General features: G+C 66.4%; 15 protein-coding genes. 4 read left to right on the plus strand and 11 right to left on the minus strand.

What is annotated here, in order from left to right; all coding sequences use genetic code 11:
- Positions 1-14: 14 nt before the first annotated feature.
- The 7 genes from FDW83_RS02665 to FDW83_RS02695 form a co-directional block, all read right to left on the minus strand.
- Positions 15-992 carry an aldo/keto reductase gene (locus FDW83_RS02665; protein WP_138136032.1) on the minus strand — a complete coding sequence of 326 codons (978 nt, stop codon included), beginning with the start codon at positions 990-992 and terminating at the stop codon, positions 15-17.
- Positions 993-1,002: 10 nt separating this feature from the next.
- On the minus strand, positions 1,003-1,563 hold the full coding sequence (locus tag FDW83_RS02670) for a hypothetical protein (RefSeq protein WP_138136033.1): 561 nt from the start codon (positions 1,561-1,563) through the stop codon (positions 1,003-1,005).
- Complete coding sequence (locus FDW83_RS02675; RefSeq protein WP_138136034.1) at positions 1,560-2,174, minus strand: DUF402 domain-containing protein; 615 nt, start codon at positions 2,172-2,174, stop codon at positions 1,560-1,562. Before FDW83_RS02675 ends, FDW83_RS02670 begins: the two co-directional genes overlap by 4 nt.
- Positions 2,171-4,144 carry a 1-deoxy-D-xylulose-5-phosphate synthase gene (gene dxs, locus FDW83_RS02680; RefSeq protein ID WP_138136035.1) on the minus strand — a complete coding sequence of 658 codons (1,974 nt, stop codon included), beginning with the start codon at positions 4,142-4,144 and terminating at the stop codon, positions 2,171-2,173. The genes FDW83_RS02675 and dxs overlap by 4 nt, the downstream gene beginning before the upstream one ends.
- Positions 4,145-4,273: 129 nt before the next feature.
- Positions 4,274-7,099: an aconitate hydratase gene (locus FDW83_RS02685; RefSeq protein WP_138136036.1), complete on the minus strand. Its 2,826-nt coding sequence runs from the start codon at positions 7,097-7,099 to the stop codon at positions 4,274-4,276.
- Positions 7,100-7,265: 166 nt separating this feature from the next.
- Positions 7,266-8,657 (minus strand): class I SAM-dependent RNA methyltransferase, encoded by a 1,392-nt coding sequence (locus tag FDW83_RS02690; protein WP_138136037.1) that lies wholly within the window; start codon positions 8,655-8,657, stop codon positions 7,266-7,268.
- Complete coding sequence (locus FDW83_RS02695) at positions 8,654-10,630, minus strand: APC family permease (protein WP_240720812.1); 1,977 nt, start codon at positions 10,628-10,630, stop codon at positions 8,654-8,656. The genes FDW83_RS02690 and FDW83_RS02695 overlap by 4 nt, the downstream gene beginning before the upstream one ends.
- Before the next feature lie 120 nt (positions 10,631-10,750).
- Here FDW83_RS02695 and FDW83_RS02700 point away from each other — a divergent pair, with 120 nt between their 5' ends.
- Together FDW83_RS02700 and FDW83_RS02705 are read left to right on the plus strand one after the other, a co-directional pair.
- Positions 10,751-11,425 carry a TrkA family potassium uptake protein gene (locus tag FDW83_RS02700; RefSeq protein ID WP_138136038.1) on the plus strand — a complete coding sequence of 225 codons (675 nt, stop codon included), beginning with the start codon at positions 10,751-10,753 and terminating at the stop codon, positions 11,423-11,425.
- Positions 11,422-12,180 (plus strand): TrkA family potassium uptake protein, encoded by a 759-nt coding sequence (locus FDW83_RS02705; protein ID WP_138136039.1) that lies wholly within the window; start codon positions 11,422-11,424, stop codon positions 12,178-12,180. Before FDW83_RS02700 ends, FDW83_RS02705 begins: the two co-directional genes overlap by 4 nt.
- Before the next feature lie 3 nt (positions 12,181-12,183).
- On the opposite strand, the gene FDW83_RS02710 is transcribed toward FDW83_RS02705, so the two are convergent.
- The 4 genes from FDW83_RS02710 to dut form a co-directional block, all read right to left on the minus strand.
- On the minus strand, positions 12,184-12,963 hold the full coding sequence (locus tag FDW83_RS02710) for a DUF3159 domain-containing protein (RefSeq protein WP_138136040.1): 780 nt from the start codon (positions 12,961-12,963) through the stop codon (positions 12,184-12,186).
- On the minus strand, positions 12,960-13,316 hold the full coding sequence (locus FDW83_RS02715; protein ID WP_138136041.1) for an OB-fold nucleic acid binding domain-containing protein: 357 nt from the start codon (positions 13,314-13,316) through the stop codon (positions 12,960-12,962). The genes FDW83_RS02710 and FDW83_RS02715 overlap by 4 nt, the downstream gene beginning before the upstream one ends.
- A complete protein-coding gene (locus FDW83_RS02720) occupies positions 13,309-14,022 on the minus strand; it encodes a DUF3710 domain-containing protein (RefSeq protein WP_138136042.1) in 714 nt (237 codons plus the stop codon). Before FDW83_RS02720 ends, FDW83_RS02715 begins: the two co-directional genes overlap by 8 nt.
- A 102-nt stretch (positions 14,023-14,124) precedes the next feature.
- Positions 14,125-14,643 (minus strand): dUTP diphosphatase, encoded by a 519-nt coding sequence (dut, locus tag FDW83_RS02725; protein WP_138136043.1) that lies wholly within the window; start codon positions 14,641-14,643, stop codon positions 14,125-14,127.
- An 80-nt stretch (positions 14,644-14,723) separates the two neighbouring features.
- On the opposite strand from dut, the gene FDW83_RS02730 reads away from it, so the two are divergent.
- Entirely contained in the window at positions 14,724-15,212 is a 489-nt protein-coding gene (locus FDW83_RS02730; protein WP_138136044.1) for a DUF3093 domain-containing protein, read from the plus strand.
- 156 nt (positions 15,213-15,368) lie between these two features.
- A complete protein-coding gene (sepH, locus tag FDW83_RS02735) occupies positions 15,369-16,727 on the plus strand; it encodes a septation protein SepH (protein WP_138136045.1) in 1,359 nt (452 codons plus the stop codon).
- Positions 16,728-16,733: the final 6 nt, after the last annotated feature.

Consider the following 16,733-nt stretch of genomic DNA (forward strand, 5'->3'; position numbering starts at 1 on the left):
CGGTTTTCTGGTGCTTAGAAGAGCGCGATTCTGGGTGCGGCAGGGAAGATTTCGTCCAGTTCGGCGAGGTCTTCCGCCGTGGGCCGCCAGTCGGCGGCGGCGGCGTTTTGGCGGACCTGTTCGGGCCTGGTGGCACCGGCGATGACGCTGGCCACGGACGGCTGGGCGGCGAGCCAGGAGAACGCCACCTCGATCTCCGTGAGTCCGCGTTCTTTCGCGAACTGGCTGAACCTGCCCAGCTGCTCCCAGTCGGCGTCGTGCACCATGTGCTTCCGGGTATGGCTGAGCCGGGATCCTTCCGGCGCGTGGCCCGGCGAGTACTTGCCCGTCAGGAGGCCGTTGGCCAGCGGGAAGTAGGGGAGGACACCCAGCCCGAACTCTTCGGCCGCGGGCGTGACTTCCAGTTCGGCCCGCCTGTCCAGCAGGTTGTAGTGGTTCTGGGTGGAAATGAAGCGGGCGCTGCCCAGTTCACGGGCCACGTATTCGGCCTGCGCAATCTGCCAGCCTGAGCGGTTGGAGTGCCCGATGTAGCGGACCTTGCCGCTGGCCACCAGCGCATCGAGGGCTGACAATGTCTCGTCGATGGGGGTCAGCGGGTCAGGGGTGTGGAACTGGTACAGGTCGATCCAGTCCGTGCCGAGCCGCCGCAGGGACGCTTCCACGGCCTGGATGATGTAGCGCCGTGAGCCGCGGGCGCCGAAGTCCGGTCCGCTGGCCCCCTTCATGTCCATCCCGAATTTCGTGGCCAGCACGGCGTCGGCGCGGCGGTTGCCCAAGGCCTTGCCGAGCATGGTCTCGCTGAGCCCGGGTTCGCGGCCGTAGGTGTCGGCGACGTCGAACAGCGTGATTCCTGCGTCGAGGGCGGCGGAGACGACGGCGTTGGTGGCTTCCTGGGACTCCGTGGCGGTGTGGGCGCGGCCCAGGTTGTTGCAGCCCAGGCCCACGGTGGAGACGGTCAGGCCGGATTTACCGACGCGGCGGTAGCTGGTCATTAAGGTGCTCCTAGAGGCTGAAGCCGCTGGCGGGCTTGGCGGAGTGCTTGAGCTTGAAGGCGTCCGGCTGGGTGAACGGGGCCGCCGCGATGCTGAGCTTGGTGAAGTCCAGGTCCTCGCCGCGGGCGCAGACCTTGATGGCGTTGACCGCCTTGTTGACGTCCGGGCACAGGCAGAAGATGTTGAGCTTGAAGTCGGTGAATTCGGAGCGGTCCACGGTGCCGAGCCCACGCCAGGCCAGGTGGCTGATGAGTGCGTCGGTCGCCTTTTCCTGCAGGCGACGGTCCCGGTCCGTACCCTCCCTGGTTTTCAAAGCGAACTGCGCCACCACCCAGAACTGTTCCTCGTCCGGAATTTCTGCGTAGCCGTCTTCGGCGCACTGCGCGGCGAAGGCGTCCAGCAGGTTCTCCGCAGCCGCGGGGTCGGCCACGTCCGTCTCTTCGGTCTTGCTTTGGTGTCCCACAATGCCGAAGTTCATTATGAACTGGCTGTACTCGTCGTCGAACCAGGCCTCCCGGAAGAGGAGCGTGCCCTCGTCGTCGCGCTTGTAGACCCTGACAATTCCGCTCATTTACGTCCCTTTGTGAACCATCCGACGTCCGTGCCGTCGAAGGGTGCCTGCTGTGCCTTGACGGCCTGGAAAAGCTGGTTGGCCGATTCCTGCAGTGATTCGGCCAGCGCCACGGGGTAGTCCATCTCCACCCGGTGCTCGGCGAATTCGTCCTCGTCATCGATGAACACGCCGCGGCTGGCTGTCCGGACGACGTCGAGGTCCATGTCGATGACATGGAACTCGGTGACCTTCGGCCGGATCGGGTTCCACTCATGGGCCACGGCGAGGTCGATGTAGATCCGTACGCCGCCCGGGTGGGCGTCGTCGTAGAACGTGGCCACCCAGTCGCCTTCCCGGGGCACCAGCAGCACGGCGTCGGACCGTGTGTAGAACGCGGCGCCGGGCCGCGAGCAGAACTCGTTGGTGCCCTGGAAGATCCACCAGCCGTACCGGTCCTCCCCCAGGTAGCGGCCCGGCACCACCCAGTGGGCCTTGCCGTTCCACTTCCGGTTGCGGGCAACCACGAGCTGCCCGGGCTCAAGCCGTTCAGGGACACGCGCGGCCAGCGGGTCCGCACCCTCGGGATCGGCCAGCAACCCCGGATACTTCAGGTCGTCCTCTCCCCTCACAGGATTGGAAGGCTGCCGGTGGTGGGGTGCTGCTGCCCCGGCAACGGGCGCGCAAACGGGACCTTCGTCCCCAAAACCTGCGCGACGACGTCGTGCGTAATCTGCTGTGCGGTGAGCCCAACGCGCTCCAGAACCTGGGAACGGGTGCCGTGGTCCAGGAACTCGACAGGCAGGCCCACCTCGTTGAGGGCGGTGTCCACCCCGGCTGCCCGCATCTCCTGCCGGATACGCGACCCTACGCCGCCTGCCCGGACACCGTCCTCGACGCAGATGACCAGGCGGTGGTGGGACGCCAGCGCGATGATGGAGCGCGGTACGGGAAGGACCCACCGCGGATCCACCACGGTGGTACTGATGCCCTGGGCACCCAGCCGGTTGGCGACGTCGAGGGCAAGCTCGGACATAGCGCCGACGCTGACGATCAGGACGTCATTCTCCGTGGAGCCGGAGGGGCGCCGGGACAGGACATCCACGCCGTCGCTGAGTCGCTCCAGCGCTTCGACCTCGGCACCGACAGATCCCTTGGAGAAGCGGACGACGCTCGGGGCGTCGCTGATGGCGACACTTTCGCGGAGTTCCTCCCGCAGCCGGGTGGCATCGCGGGGGGCGGCGAGGTGCAGCCCGGGCACGATCTGCACCATGGACATGTCCCACATGCCGTGGTGGCTGGCGCCGTCCGGGCCGGTGACGCCGGCGCGGTCCAGGACGATGGTGACGCCGGCCTTGTGCAGCGCCACATCCATGAGCAGCTGGTCGAAGGCGCGGTTGAGGAACGTGGCGTACACGGCGACCACCGGGTGCAGGCCGCCGAAGGCCATGCCCGCCGCGGACGCGAGGGCGTGCTGTTCGGCGATGCCGACGTCGATCACGCGCTCCGGGTGCCTGGCGGCGAACTTGTGCAGGCCCACGGGAATGAGCATGGCACCCGTAATGCCCACAACGTCTTCCCGCTCGTCTGCAATGTCCGCGATTTCGTTGGCGAACACGGAGGTCCAGGACTGCGCCCCGGCAGTGCCGGTGGGTTCGCCGGTCTCGGGATCGATGATGCCCACGGCGTGGAACTGGTCAGCCTCGTGCGCCCGGGCGGGAGCGTAGCCGTGCCCCTTCTCCGTCATCGCATGCACGATCACCGGCCCGTTGTAATGCCTCGCCGTGCTGAGGGCATGCTCCAGGGCCTGGAGGTTGTGCCCGTCCACCGGGCCGATGTACTTCATGCCCAGGTCCTCGAACATGCCCTGGGGAGCCCACCAGTCCTTAATGCCCTTCTTCATGGCGTGCAGGCTCTTGTAGGTGAACTGGCCCACCGGGCCGCCGCTCTGGAGTTTCTTTTTCCACCAGTCGAGGGCCACCTCGTACGCCGGGGCTGCCCGGAAGGAATCGATGGTGGGCCGCAGCGAAGCGAGGTAGTCGGCGAACCCGCCGACGGTCGGGGCGTAGGAACGGCCGTTGTCGTTGACCACAATGACAACACGGCGGCGCTTGTCCGCGGCGATGTTGTTGAGAGCTTCCCAGGCCATGCCGCCGGTCAGTGCACCGTCGCCGACAACAGCGACGACGTGCCGGTCGCCTTCACCCGTCAGCTGCCGGGCACGGGAGATGCCGTCCGCCCAGGAGAGGGACGATGAGGCGTGGGAGCTCTCCACGATGTCATGCTCGGATTCGGCCCGTGAGGGGTACCCGGACAGGCCGCCCTCCTGGCGGAGGGTACTGAAATCCTGGCGCCCCGTGAGCAGTTTATGGACATAGGACTGGTGCCCGGTATCAAAGACGATGCTGTCCCGCGGCGAGTCGAAGATGCGGTGCACGGCGAGGGTCAGCTCCACCACGCCGAGGTTCGGCCCGAGGTGTCCGCCCGTCTGGGAGACGTTTGTGATCAGGAAGTCCCTGATCTCCGAAGCCAGTTGCGTGAGCTGTTCTTCGGTCAACTCGTTCAGGTCCTGCGGATTCCGGATGGTGTCCAAGATTCCCACTGACCCCTCCTTCAGGTGGTAGACGTGCCGTTTAACTCTAACGCCTTGGCACAGATGGAAAGCCGAAGCCCCGGCTGGTCGGAGACCGGCCGGGGCTTCGGGAAAGGTGCTGCCTGCTGGCAGAAACCGCTAGTTGGCGGAGATCTGGCGCAGCACGTACTGCAGGATGCCGCCGTTGCGGTAGTAGTCCGCTTCACCCGGGGTGTCGATGCGCAGCGTGGCGTCGAACGTGGTGGCGGAGCCGTCTTCGGCGGTGGCGGTGACCTTGAGGGTCTTGGGCGTGGTGCCCTCGTTCAGGGCGGTGACGCCCTCGACCGAGAAGGTCTCCGTGCCGGTCAGGCCCAGGGTCGCAGCAGACTCGCCGGCCGGGAACTGCAGCGGCAGGACGCCCATGCCGATGAGGTTGGAGCGGTGGATACGCTCGTAGCTTTCGGCGATGACGGCCTTGACGCCCAGGAGGGCGGTACCCTTGGCTGCCCAGTCACGGGATGAACCGGAACCGTATTCCTTGCCTGCCAGTACCACCAGCGGGGTGCCGGCTGCCTGGTAGTTCTGCGCGGCGTCGTAGACGTAGGCCTGCGGGCCGCCTTCCTGGGTGAAGTCGCGGGTGAAGCCGCCCTCGACGCCGTCCAGGATCTGGTTCTTGATGCGGATGTTCGCGAACGTGCCGCGGATCATTACCTCGTGGTTGCCACGGCGGGAACCGTAGGAGTTGAAGTCCTTGCGCTCCACGCCGTTGGCCAGCAGGTACTGGCCGGCGGGGGTGTCGGACTTGAACGAGCCTGCCGGGGAAATGTGGTCGGTGGTGACGGAATCGCCCAGCTTCAGCAGGACGCGTGCGCCGGTGATGTCCTTGACCGGCTCCGGCTGCGCCTGCATGCCCTCGAAGTACGGGGGCTTGCGGACGTACGTGGAGTTCGGATCCCAGGCGAAGGTGTCGCCGGCCGGGGTGTCCAGTGCCTGCCAGCGCTCGTCGCCGTCGAAGACGCCTTCGTAGCCCTTGGCAAACATGTCCTTATCGATCGAGGAGTCGATGACCTGCTGCACCTCGGCCGGGTTGGGCCAAATGTCCTTCAGGAAGACGTCATTGCCGTTCTCGTCCTTGCCCAGGGCGTCGGTTTCGAAGTCGAAGTCCATGGAGCCCGCCAGGGCGTAGGCGATGACCAGCGGCGGGGAGGCCAGGTAGTTCATCTTCACGTCCGGGTTGATGCGGCCTTCAAAGTTGCGGTTGCCGGACAGGACGGCGGCCACTGCGAGGTCGTTGGCCTGGATGGCCTCGGAGATCTCGGTTTCCAGCGGGCCGGAGTTGCCGATGCAGGTGGCGCAGCCGTAGCCCACGATGTAGAAGCCGAGCTTCTCGAGGTACGGGGTGAGGCCGGATTTCTCGTAGTAGTCGGTGACCACCTTTGAACCGGGAGCCACGGAGGTCTTGACCCACGGCTTGGCGGTGAGGCCCTTTTCGACGGCGTTGCGCGCCAGCACGGCGGCGGCCAGCATCACCGAAGGGTTGGAGGTGTTGGTGCAGGACGTGATGGACGCGATGGTGACGGCGCCGTGGTCCAGCTCGAACTCGCGGCCGTCGGCCATCCTGACCGGGACGGGGTTGGAGATGCGGCCGGCGGAGCCGTGGCCTGCGGAGAACTTCGGCGGTTCGCGGTCAGTGTCCGAGACGTGGGTTGCACCGCTGGTGAACGACGGGGCGTCGGAGGCCGGGAAGGTCTCTTCGAGCGACTCGTCCAGGGTGCCCGCGTTGGCGTTGTGGGAGACGTAGTTCTTGAGGTCGTGGCGGAACTCGTCCTTGGCCTCGGTGAGTTCGATGCGGTCCTGCGGGCGCTTGGGGCCGGCGATGGACGGAACAACGGTGGAAAGGTCCAGTTCCAGGTACTCGGAGAACTTGATGTCGCGGGAGGGATCGTGCCAGAGGCCCTGTTCCTTGGTGTAGGCCTCCACGAGGGCAACGTTCTGCTCGGACCGGCCGGTGAGGCGCAGGTAGTCCAGCGTGACGTCGTCGATGGGGAACATAGCGGCGGTGGAGCCGAACTCCGGGCTCATATTGCCGATGGTGGCCCGGTTGGCCAGCGGAACCTCGGCCACACCCTCGCCGTAGAACTCGACGAACTTGCCCACAACGCCGTGCTTGCGGAGCATCTCGGTGATGGTCAGCACCACGTCCGTTGCGGTGGCACCGGCGGGGATGCTGCCGCTGAGCTTGAAGCCCACGACGCGCGGGATCAGCATGGAGACGGGCTGGCCGAGCATGGCAGCCTCGGCTTCGATGCCGCCAACGCCCCAGCCGAGCACACCCAGGCCGTTGACCATGGTGGTGTGGGAGTCGGTGCCGACGCAGGTGTCCGGGTAGGCGCGCAGGACGCCACCCACTTCGCGGGTCATGATGGTGCGGGCCAGGTACTCGATGTTGACCTGGTGCACGATTCCGGTTCCCGGGGGCACGACCTTGAAGTCGTCGAACGCCGTCTGGCCCCAGCGTAGGAACTGGTAGCGCTCACCGTTGCGCTGGTATTCGATCTCCATGTTGCGCTCCAGCGCGCCGGAGTTGCCGAATGCGTCGATCTGGACGGAGTGGTCGATGACCATTTCGGCAGGTGCCAGGGGGTTGACCCGCTTGGGGTCGCCGCCCAGTTCCTTGACGGCTTCACGCATGGTCGCCAGGTCCACCACGCAGGGAACGCCGGTGAAGTCCTGCATGATCACGCGGGCGGGCGTGAACTGGATTTCTGTATCGGGCTCCGCATTGGGATCCCAGCCTGCCAGGGCGCGGACGTGATCGGCAGTGATGTTCGCGCCGTCCTCGGTCCTCAGCAGGTTTTCAAGCAATACCTTGAGGCTGAACGGAAGGTTTTCTGCACCTTCAACGGAGTTCAACCGGAAAATTTCATAGTCGGTTCCGGCTACATTAAGTTTGCCTTTTGAACCGAAGCTGTCCACAGTGCTCATCGCAGGACTCCTCTCGCAACAGTTTCATCTTTGTCGCGCGGTTGACCGCCTGCTAGTTAGGAGGCCCTAATTAGCGCCGGGGCCTGAAAATTGCACACGGCCGGCCGAGAATACGGGGCGCGACGTGGGACTACTACGGCCATCGTAGTCGAAAACGCCGCCGGCATCATGGAGCCGGCGTCAGCAGCGCCACGGTCTCCAGGTGGTGGGTGTGCGGGTAGATGTCGAAGGCCCGCAGCCCGGACAGCTGCCAGCCGGACTGGCGGAAGTAACCGACGTCACGCGCAAAGGACGCCGGATCGCAGGACACATAGGCAACGGCCCGGGGCCGGGAGGCGACCAGCTGGCCCGCCACTGCCCTACCGGCTCCGGCCCTGGGCGGGTCCAGGATCAGGGCATCGAAATTCCGCGGTTTCTGGCGGAGGACCCGTTCCACCCGGCCCTGCACAATCTCCACCTGCGGCGCCCCGTGCAAATTTTTTCGGGCGTCCCTGCTGGTCCCGGGGGCGCCTTCCACGGACAGGACGGAGCCCGTCTCCCCTACAGCGTCGGCCAGGACTGCGGTGAACAGCCCGGCTCCGGCGTACAGGTCCGCCACCACCGCGCCGGGGTGCAGGAACCCGCCGCCGTGCAGGAATTCCGTGACAGCACCCACAAGTGTTCCGGGCGCGTCGCGGTGGATTTGCCAGAACCCTGCCCCCGTAACCCGGTAATCGTGGCCAACGGCCGTTTCCTGTACCCAGGTGCGCCCCTTGAGCTGGGTGACTTCCTCGGTGGCGGGATCGAAGGAGGCAACAGACACGTCCCCGGGCAGCTGGGCGGCGACGGCCGCGAGCCGCTTCGGCTTGGTTCCCGGCGCCGGGGCCAACAGCACCAGCGGGCGGGAGCCGTTTGCGGGCGCGGCCACCTCCACCCGGTCCACACCCTGCAGGTCGAGGTCCCAGAGCCGGAGGGCGTTGATGGCGTCGGTTGCCAGGGGCATTTCGCGGACCGGGACGATGTGCCCGGACCGGTGGGCGTGCATGCCCAGCTTGCCGCCGGGGGTGACCGAGAAGCTGGCGCGCGTGCGCCACCCAAGGCCGGCGCCGCCGTCGTCCGCTGCTCCCCCACCCTCAGCGTCAGCGCCTACTGCCTCCACCTCCAAGGACAGTTCCAGGCCGGCCAGCCGGCGGAGCTGTTCCGCCAGCACCTCCGCTTTGAGGCGGCGTTGCCGGGCCAGGTTGATGTGGCCAAATTCCGCACCGCCCACGGGCGGGTGGCCGTGCTGCCATGCCCGCGGCGAATCGGCCGGGCGCCAGAAGTGCTCCACCCGGTCCGGGGATGCCTCCAGCACGTCAACGGTGTCCGCCCGCCAGAACTTTGCCTTGTCCTCCGCATCGGTCAGCCGGACGCGGACTTTCTCGCCGGGGATGGCGTGCCGGACAAAGATGACGCGGCCCTCATGCCGGGCAACGCAGTGGCCGCCGTGGGCAACGGGCCCGACGTCGACCACCGCTTCCCCGCCGGCGTGCCCGGTGTCCTGGACTGTTGCTGGCGGCGTGGAGGTTTTCGCGGTCATTGGACGTCCTGCAGGTTTTTCGCTTCTTCGGATGATTTGAGCTGCCAGGGAACGCTGGCCACCATGACCCCCGGTTCGAAGTGCAGCCGGGTCTTGATGCGGAGCGCTGTCTGGTTGTGCACCAGCTGCTCCCACCACTTGCCCACCACGTATTCGGGAATGTACACCACAATAAGGTCGCGCGGGGAGTCGCGCCGCATCTGCTTGACGTACTCCATGATCGGGCTGACAGTCTCGCGGTAGGGACTGGCCAGGACGGTCAACGGCACGGGGATCTCGAGCTTTTCCCAATCCGCCACCGTCTGGGCTGTTTCCTCCGGGTCGATATCCACCGTGACCGCGTCCAGCCGGGACGGCCTTGATGCGCGTGCATATGCCAGCGCGCGCAGGACCGGCTTGCGCACATGGGACACCAGCAGCACGGCGTGCACCCTGGTGGGCAGGGCGCGCGGGGACGCGTCTTCGTCCACGGCCAGCTCCTTGGCCACGTTGTCGTAGTGCGCCCTGATACTCCACATGATCAGGAAGAGGATGAACATGGCCAGCAGTGCAATCCAGGCGCCCTGCTCGAACTTGGTGACCAGGACGATGACCAGCACCAGTGCCGTCATGCCGAAGCCGATGCTGTTGATGGTGCGGGATTTGAGAATGCGCCGCCGCACCGCCTTTTCCCTGGCCAGCTTGAGCTGCCGGCCCCAGTGCCGGATCATCCCCAGCTGGCTTGCCGTGAAGGAAATGAAGACGCCCACGATGTACAGCTGGATGAGTTTCGTCACGTCCGCGTTGAAGGAAATGACCAGCACCAGGGCTCCGGCGGCGAGGGCCAGGACGCCGTTGCTGAAGGCCAGCCGGTCGCCGCGGGTCCTGAGCTGGCGCGGCAGGTAGCCGTCCTGGGCCAGGATGGAGCCCAACACCGGAAAGCCGTTGAACGCGGTGTTGGCTGCGAACACCAGGATGACGCCCGTGGCGGCCACCACGATATAGAAGGGGATGGAGCCCGGACCGAAAATGGTTTGTGCGATCTGGCTGATGGCCGGGTTCTGGATGTATCCCGCCGGCAGGGGCTGGCCGTTGAGCAGGAACTCCGTGGCCGGGTCCAGGACGATGTGGACCTTCGTGGCCTGCGCCAGGAACATGATGCCGGCAAGCATCGAAGCGCCGATGACGCCAAGCAGCAGCAGGGTGGTGGCCGCGTTCTTGCTCTTGGGCGGCCGGAAGTTGGGCACGCCGTTGCTGATCGCTTCCACGCCTGTCAGCGCCGCGGCGCCTGACGAAAACGCGCGCAGCAGCAGGAATGCGCCGGCGAGCCCCACGAGTCCTTCATCGAAGCCCGGCGCGGGGACGATGGTGAAGTCGGCGGACGGCGCCTTTCCCAACTGGCCGGTGGCGGCCTGGAAGATGCCCACCGCCGTCATGCCCAGGATTGACGCCATGAAGATGTAGGTGGGGATGGCGAAGACGCTGCCGGCCTCCTTGACGCCGCGAAGGTTCACCAGGGCAAGGATCACGACGCCGATAGTGGCTATGGCGGCCTGCTGGCCGTGGAGTGCCGGGACGGCTGTGGTGAGGTATGTGGCGGCTGAGGACATGGACACGGCCACCGTCAGGACGTAGTCCACCAGCAGGGCGGACGCCACAGTAAGCCCGGCATATTTGCCCAGGTTGTCGCCGGCGATCTCGTAATCGCCGCCGCCGGAGGGGTAGGCGTGGACGTTCTGCCGGTAGGAGGCCACCACGGTCAGGAGGACCACCATCACGGCAAGGCCCACCCATGGGGAGAACGCCACCGCACTGACGCCGGCCAGCGCCAGGGTCAGCAATATTTCGTCCGGCGCGTAGGCCACGGAGGAGAGGGCGTCGGACGCGAACACCGGGAGTGCGATCTTCTTGGGTAGCAGGGTGTGGGACATTCGGTCGTTCCGGAACGGCCTGCCCACCAGCACGCGTTTGACGGCGTTCAGTATTGTCAGCACCACACAAAGCTAGTCCGATTCCCTGGTGATGTCATGACGGCCCCTTGACAACTTCCCGCACGCGCTGTGGCGGTAGAGTTCTAGCTGCACAACCCTGCGCAGGAGGACAGAGGAGATACGGTGGCGCATTTCGTGATCATGGGATGTGGCCGGGTGGGGGCGACGCTGGCGCACACGCTGGAGGACGCCGGTCATTCCGTGGCCATCATCGACCAGGACGACCGCGCGTTCCGCCGCCTCCGGCAGGGCTTCACCGGGCGCAAAGTGACGGGCGTCGGCTTTGACCGCGACACCCTCAAGCAGGCCGGGGTGGCCGAAGCCTATGCCTTTGCCGCGGTGTCCAGCGGTGACAACTCGAACATCCTTGCCACCCGCGTGGCACGCGAGACATTCCACGTTCCGCACGTGGTGGCCCGCATCTACGATCCCGGCCGGGCGGAGATTTACCAGCGCCTTGGCATTCCGACCGTGGCGGCGGTGCGCTGGAGCGCGGACCAGGTGCTGCGCCGCATCCTTCCCGAGCAGCACCTTGCCGGGGATTTCCGTGAACCGTCCGGCCGCCTCGTTTTGGCCGAACTTGACCTTGATGCGGGCTGGATCGGGCACCGGATCAGCAGCATCGAGCAAGCGGCCGACGTGCGCGTGGCCTACCTCACCCGTTTCGGTGAGGGCGTACTGCCTGAGGCGGGAACTGCGTACCAGGACGGCGATACCGTGCACGCCATGCTGCAGGTTGACCGCAGCTCCCAAGTCGCCCAGATCCTGGCCCAAGCCCCCGCCAAGGAGTTGCAGTGAAAGTCGTTATTGTCGGCGCCGGAAGCGTCGGGTCGTCGATTGCCAGGGAACTGCTGGCGCACAAGCATGAAATTTTGCTGATCGACCTCAAGCCGGAAGTGATCGGACGGAGCGGACTCCGGGGAGCGCACTGGCTGGTGGGTGACGCGTGCGAGTTGAGCACGCTCCAGGGCGCGAAGGTGGAAGAGGCGGACGTGGTGGTCTCCGCCACGGGTGACGACAAGGTCAACCTGGTGGTATCCCTGCTGGCAAAGACTGAATTCGGCGTTGGCCGGACGGTTGGCCGGGTGAACAACCCGAAGAACGACTGGATGTTCAACGATTCCTGGGGAGTGGACGTGGCGGTGAATACGCCGCAGCTCATGACGGCGCTGGTGGAGGAAGCCGTGGAAATCGGCGACCTGGTCCGGCTCCTCACGCTACAGACGGGGGTGTCCTCGCTGGTCGAATTCACCGTCCCGCACGATTCCCACGTCATCGGCCAGACCGTCGGCCAGATCCGGTGGCCGGAGGACTCCACCCTGGTGGCTATCCTGCGCGACCACGCACCCATCACCCCCAGCCGTGACGACGTCATCGACGGCGGAGACGAACTGTTTTTCGTCACCACCATCGCGGCGGAAGACCACCTGCGTGCGCTGCTGTCACGGGACGCTGCAGAAACCGGGAACGGAACGGCCCAGGAAGGCGGAGTCCCTGCCAATGCAGGGAGGCTGGAGCAGCAGGCCCTGGAGGACGACGGCTTCGACGGGTAACCGTCAGCCCTTCGGCGCCGGTTCCTCCCCAGTCAGATCCGCGGCCGGCGCCGGCCGGGTCACCAGCCAGGCGATCCAGACGCCCAGGATATAGAGCGGTGCGCCCATGAGCAGCCGGGTGGTGGCCAGTGCGGCCAGGCCGTCCGGGCCCATCAGGTACAGCGGAACCTGCACGATCAGCCGGAGAGCCAGGACCGCAACGATGATCCAGGTGCCCAGCCGGTAGGCCTTGAGGCGTGCCGGGTCCTTGCGCCAGTCCAGGCCCTCGTTGCGGATGAACCCGAACAGCAGGCCGGCCACCGGCCACTTGACCAGAATGGACGTCACCATGGCGACGATGTACGCGGCATTGGTAAAGAAGCCGGGAAGGTAGAAGTCCTCGGCTTTCCCGGTGGTGTTGGCCAGCCAGGCGGAAATCCCGACGCCGGCCACGCCGGCGAGTGCCTGGGTCAGGGGCCGGCGCTGGATGAGGCGCACCACCGTGAAGATGGCGGCCGCCGCCAGGGCTGCAACCAGGGAGGGGCTGAGGTCCTGGGTGATGGTGAAGGTAATCAGGAACACCAGGCCGGGCAGGATGCTTTCAGCGATGCCCTGGACTCCCCCGGCGCTTCGCAGGACGTCCACGCGGCCGTCATGTGTCCTGTGCAGCCCGGCTTTGGCGGCATACCCGGCAGCGAGGCCGGCCACCGGCGAAGGCTCCGTACCCGCCTTCCCGTCCTGTTCCGGGCCGCCCTTTTCCGGGCGGGATGCTCCGGGTGACGGGTTGGGCTGGGAGGCGCTCATTCGTTCTCCTGACGGGAAAGTATTTCGTAGCGGGGGTTGAACATGGTGGGCATGCCCGCGCTGCGGGACAGCATCCCTTCGAGCCGCAGTTCGGTGCCTGCCTCGATACCGGGCACCCGCCTGCGTCCCAGCCACACGACGCGGATCCTTGTCCGGGTACTTGTGCCGCTGCCGCGGCGTGCGGGATCGGAATCGGAGACGATGGCGCTGAAGGCCGCGCTCCGGTCCGCAGGGACATAGGTGATGGATTCGATCCGCCCCTGGCAGAACACCCTGCCCTTGGCCGGAAGCTCGTTGAAAGGTGTGGGGCGGGGGCCGCGCCGGGCTGCTTCGCCCGGCACGGGCTCAGCCAATCTGTGTGATTTCCGGACCACGTTCAGGCTCCTGCAGGCGGGGAGCAGCCGGTGGAGGGGTTGCTGTCGCCTCCTTGGGAAGGCGCAGCTGGAGGAGGTCGCGCGGCGGCATGGGGCTGTCACCGCGGACCACCACAACCTGCCGGAACAGTGCCTCGAGGGGTTCCGCTGCTTGGCGTTCCAGTGCCGCGGGTCCGCCCAGGACGCCGCGAAGGAACCAGCGCGGACCGTCAACGCCGATGAAGCGTGCCACCCGGTATCCCTGGCTGCCGTCCGGGAGGCCGGCGGGAAGCTTCGCGACAAGCTCCGTGCCGAATCCACCCTCAATTTCTTCAACCTGGCCGCCCTGGGCGCCTACGGACTGGCCAATCTGCCCCCGGATCTCCTCCCAAAGCTCTTCGGTCTTCGGAGCGGCAAAGGCCTGGAGCTGGAGGCTGGAACCGTTGAGGTCCATGGTCACCGCCACCACGCGCTGGGTTGCCTCTTCCACTTCAAGGCGCAGCTGCAAACCTTCACTGGGAGTGATCAGGAGCGCGCCGAGGTCAACGTAGCCGTCGCGGCTGGTGATCTCGGACTCGTCATACGGACCGTTGGCGCGGAGTCCGGTGCCGTCCGCCACCGCTTCCGCAGGGTCCGCGGCGGTCAGCTCTTCATCCGGTTCGGCTGCCTGTTCCTTCTTGGCTTTCCTGCCGAGCCCAAAGACCATGAGGGTGTCTCCTTTATTGTGAAAGTTCCGGTCCGGCCCAAGGAGGCCCCGCCGTCGTGCTTGTGCTGTCCGCCGGCAGGAAGGGCCGGCGGGGTAGTCCGCCTAGGGAAGGGTGAAGCCGCCGGTGGACCCGAACCCGCCTGTTCCGCGCACGGACCCGCTCAATTCGGTGACGGGGACGAACTGCGCATGTTCCACGCGCTGGATGACCATTTGGGCAATTCTATCGCCGCGGCGCAGCTCTATGGGCTGGCTGGCGTCGGTGTTCAGGAGCGTGACGGCGATTTCCCCGCGGTAGCCGGCGTCCACGGTTCCGGGGGCGTTTACGACGGTGAGGCCGTGCTTGGTGGCAAGTCCGGAGCGGGGGTGGATCAGGGCCACGAAGCCATAGGGCAGTGCGATCGACACGCCGGTAGGAACCAGCTTGCGTTCGCCCGGCCGCAGGACAACGTCTTCGCGCGCGCGAAGGTCTGCGCCGGCGTCGCCGGGATGGGCGTAGGAGGGTGGTTCCAAACCCGGGTCAAGCATCTTCAGCTGGACCTGGAGCGTGGGGGCGTGGTCCTCTATGGCCACGGGTGCATCGCCGGGGGCAGTGCCGAGCGTGGCGGGTTGATCAGTCACAGTCATTCACTCTAACCCGCGCGGGCTTCACCGGCATCAGCCAAGATGAAATAGCCAGGCAAAGGTGGAAAGCTGGACCTATGCCCGAATCAAGCTCTGCTGCGCCCGTTCCCAATTCGCCATCCACGGGAGCACAGGTGATTTACAGGGAAAAGCTCTGGCCCAATGCCTGGATCTGGATCATCGCGGCCGGGATTTCGGGTGCCGGCATCCTGGTGTTCGCCCCCATCAGCGCGGCCGCTGGATTCACGGCCGCCGCAGTGCTTTTTGCCATCATTGCTGTTCTCCTGGTGCTTTCCACGCCGGGCATCGTGGTCACCCAGGACTCCCTGACCATAGGACGCGCCACTATCGAGCGCAGGTTCCTTGGTGCCGTCGAGCAGTTTCGCGGCGAAGAAGCAACGGCTGAACGCGGGACCAGGCTCAACGGTTTGGCCTACCTCTGCATCCGCGGCTGGATAGATCCCGTGGTGAAAATCGAGATCACCGACCCCGCGGACAGGACGCCGTACTGGCTCGCCTCCACCCGGCACCCGGACAAACTGGCGGCAGCTTTGATCCGCAGCTAGCTGCATACCCCCCGTTGCAACCGTTGCAACTCCCCCACACTTCCGGAAAGCCCGGGTGCAGCCCTGAAAATCGCGGCACGCCCGGTCCCTTGAGCCAAAACAGGACCGCCGGGTGGCAGAGTTTCGATTGATAGTAATGCCAGGGTGGAGGATTGTATGCAGGATCTACGGCTTGTGGGGGTGCACGACGACGGGATGCACCTCCTGTTGAGCGGTGCCGGCGGCGAGATGTTCCAGCTGCCGATCGACGAAGCCCTGAGGACAGCCAGCAGGTCGACGGCCAAGCCTCCTTCGGCTGACCGGCCCTCCGTTCCCTTGTCCCCCCGCGATATCCAGGCCCGTATCCGTGCCGGCGCCACAGCATCGGAGGTGGCCGAACTGTCCGGCGTGCCGCTGGCGAAGGTTGAGCGTTACGAGGGCCCGGTCCTGGCGGAGCGGGAATACGTGGCGCAGCAGGCACGCAAGGTGGAGGTCGCTTCCCCTTCCCCCGGCCACGACATCTACCGGGCAGCCTTCGGCGACAACGCAGCCACTCTGGGTGACATGGTGGCGCACCGGCTCTCCGCGTATGGCATCGACCCGTCGACTGTGGAGTGGGACTCCTGGCGGCGGCAGGACGGCACGTGGACCGTGTCGGCCAGCTTCGAAGCCAAGACCGGTGGCACCCCGGGCATTGGCGAGGAGCCACCCGCCCTGTGGATCTTCAATCCTTCACGGAAGTCGCTGCACAACTCCAACCGCTGGGCGCAGCAACTGAGTGAACTGGAGCCGCTGGACGGTCCAGTTCCGGCCCGCCGGCTCTCGGCTGTTTCGGACCGGCCGTTCGACTTCGAGACCGACGCCGACGCCGGGCACCCCGCCGACCAGGCCTCCGGCAAGGAAGCCGACGGGCTCCTGGACATGCTCCGCTCCCGCCGTGGACAGCGGTTGGGCGTCGATGAAGATTCCGACGATGCCCTAGCACTGCTGCTGACACATGGCGTTCCGGCCGCCCACCCCCGCCCGTCCGAGGTCATTCCCGAGCAGGAGGAGCCGGAACCGGAAGCCGAACCGCGGGAAGAAACCAGCGAGGCACCGGCGGCCAAGGGTGATTCTTTTATCCGCCAGCGCGACACCCGGCCCTCCATGTTGTCCAGGCTGAGCGTTATCCCGCCCTACCGCGACCCCGCCGAAGAAGCGCTGCGGCTTCACGACGGCGTAAGCACCAACACGCGCGAAATCACCATCGTCGCGTCCCCCGAACGACCCTCTGCTGCCGCCAATTCCGAATCAGCCGCCGGAGGAAAGGCCACCCCTTCGACTGGTACGGGCACGTCACCGGGCGCGTCTTCGGGTGCCGGACTGAACGAGTTGCTGGGCGGCACCGCCCGGCGCAGGGCAACCCGGCATGATGACAGCGCACCGGTCACAGGCCAACTGCCTGAGACGGAGGCCCCGGAGCGGCAGCCCTCGCGGCCCAAGCGCTCGAGCGTCCCTTCCTGGGACGAGATCGTTTTCGGCACCCGCGGCGACTAACACCCG

It is taken from the genome of Pseudarthrobacter sp. NamE2, assembly GCF_005796205.1.
Lineage (GTDB): Bacteria > Actinomycetota > Actinomycetes > Actinomycetales > Micrococcaceae > Arthrobacter.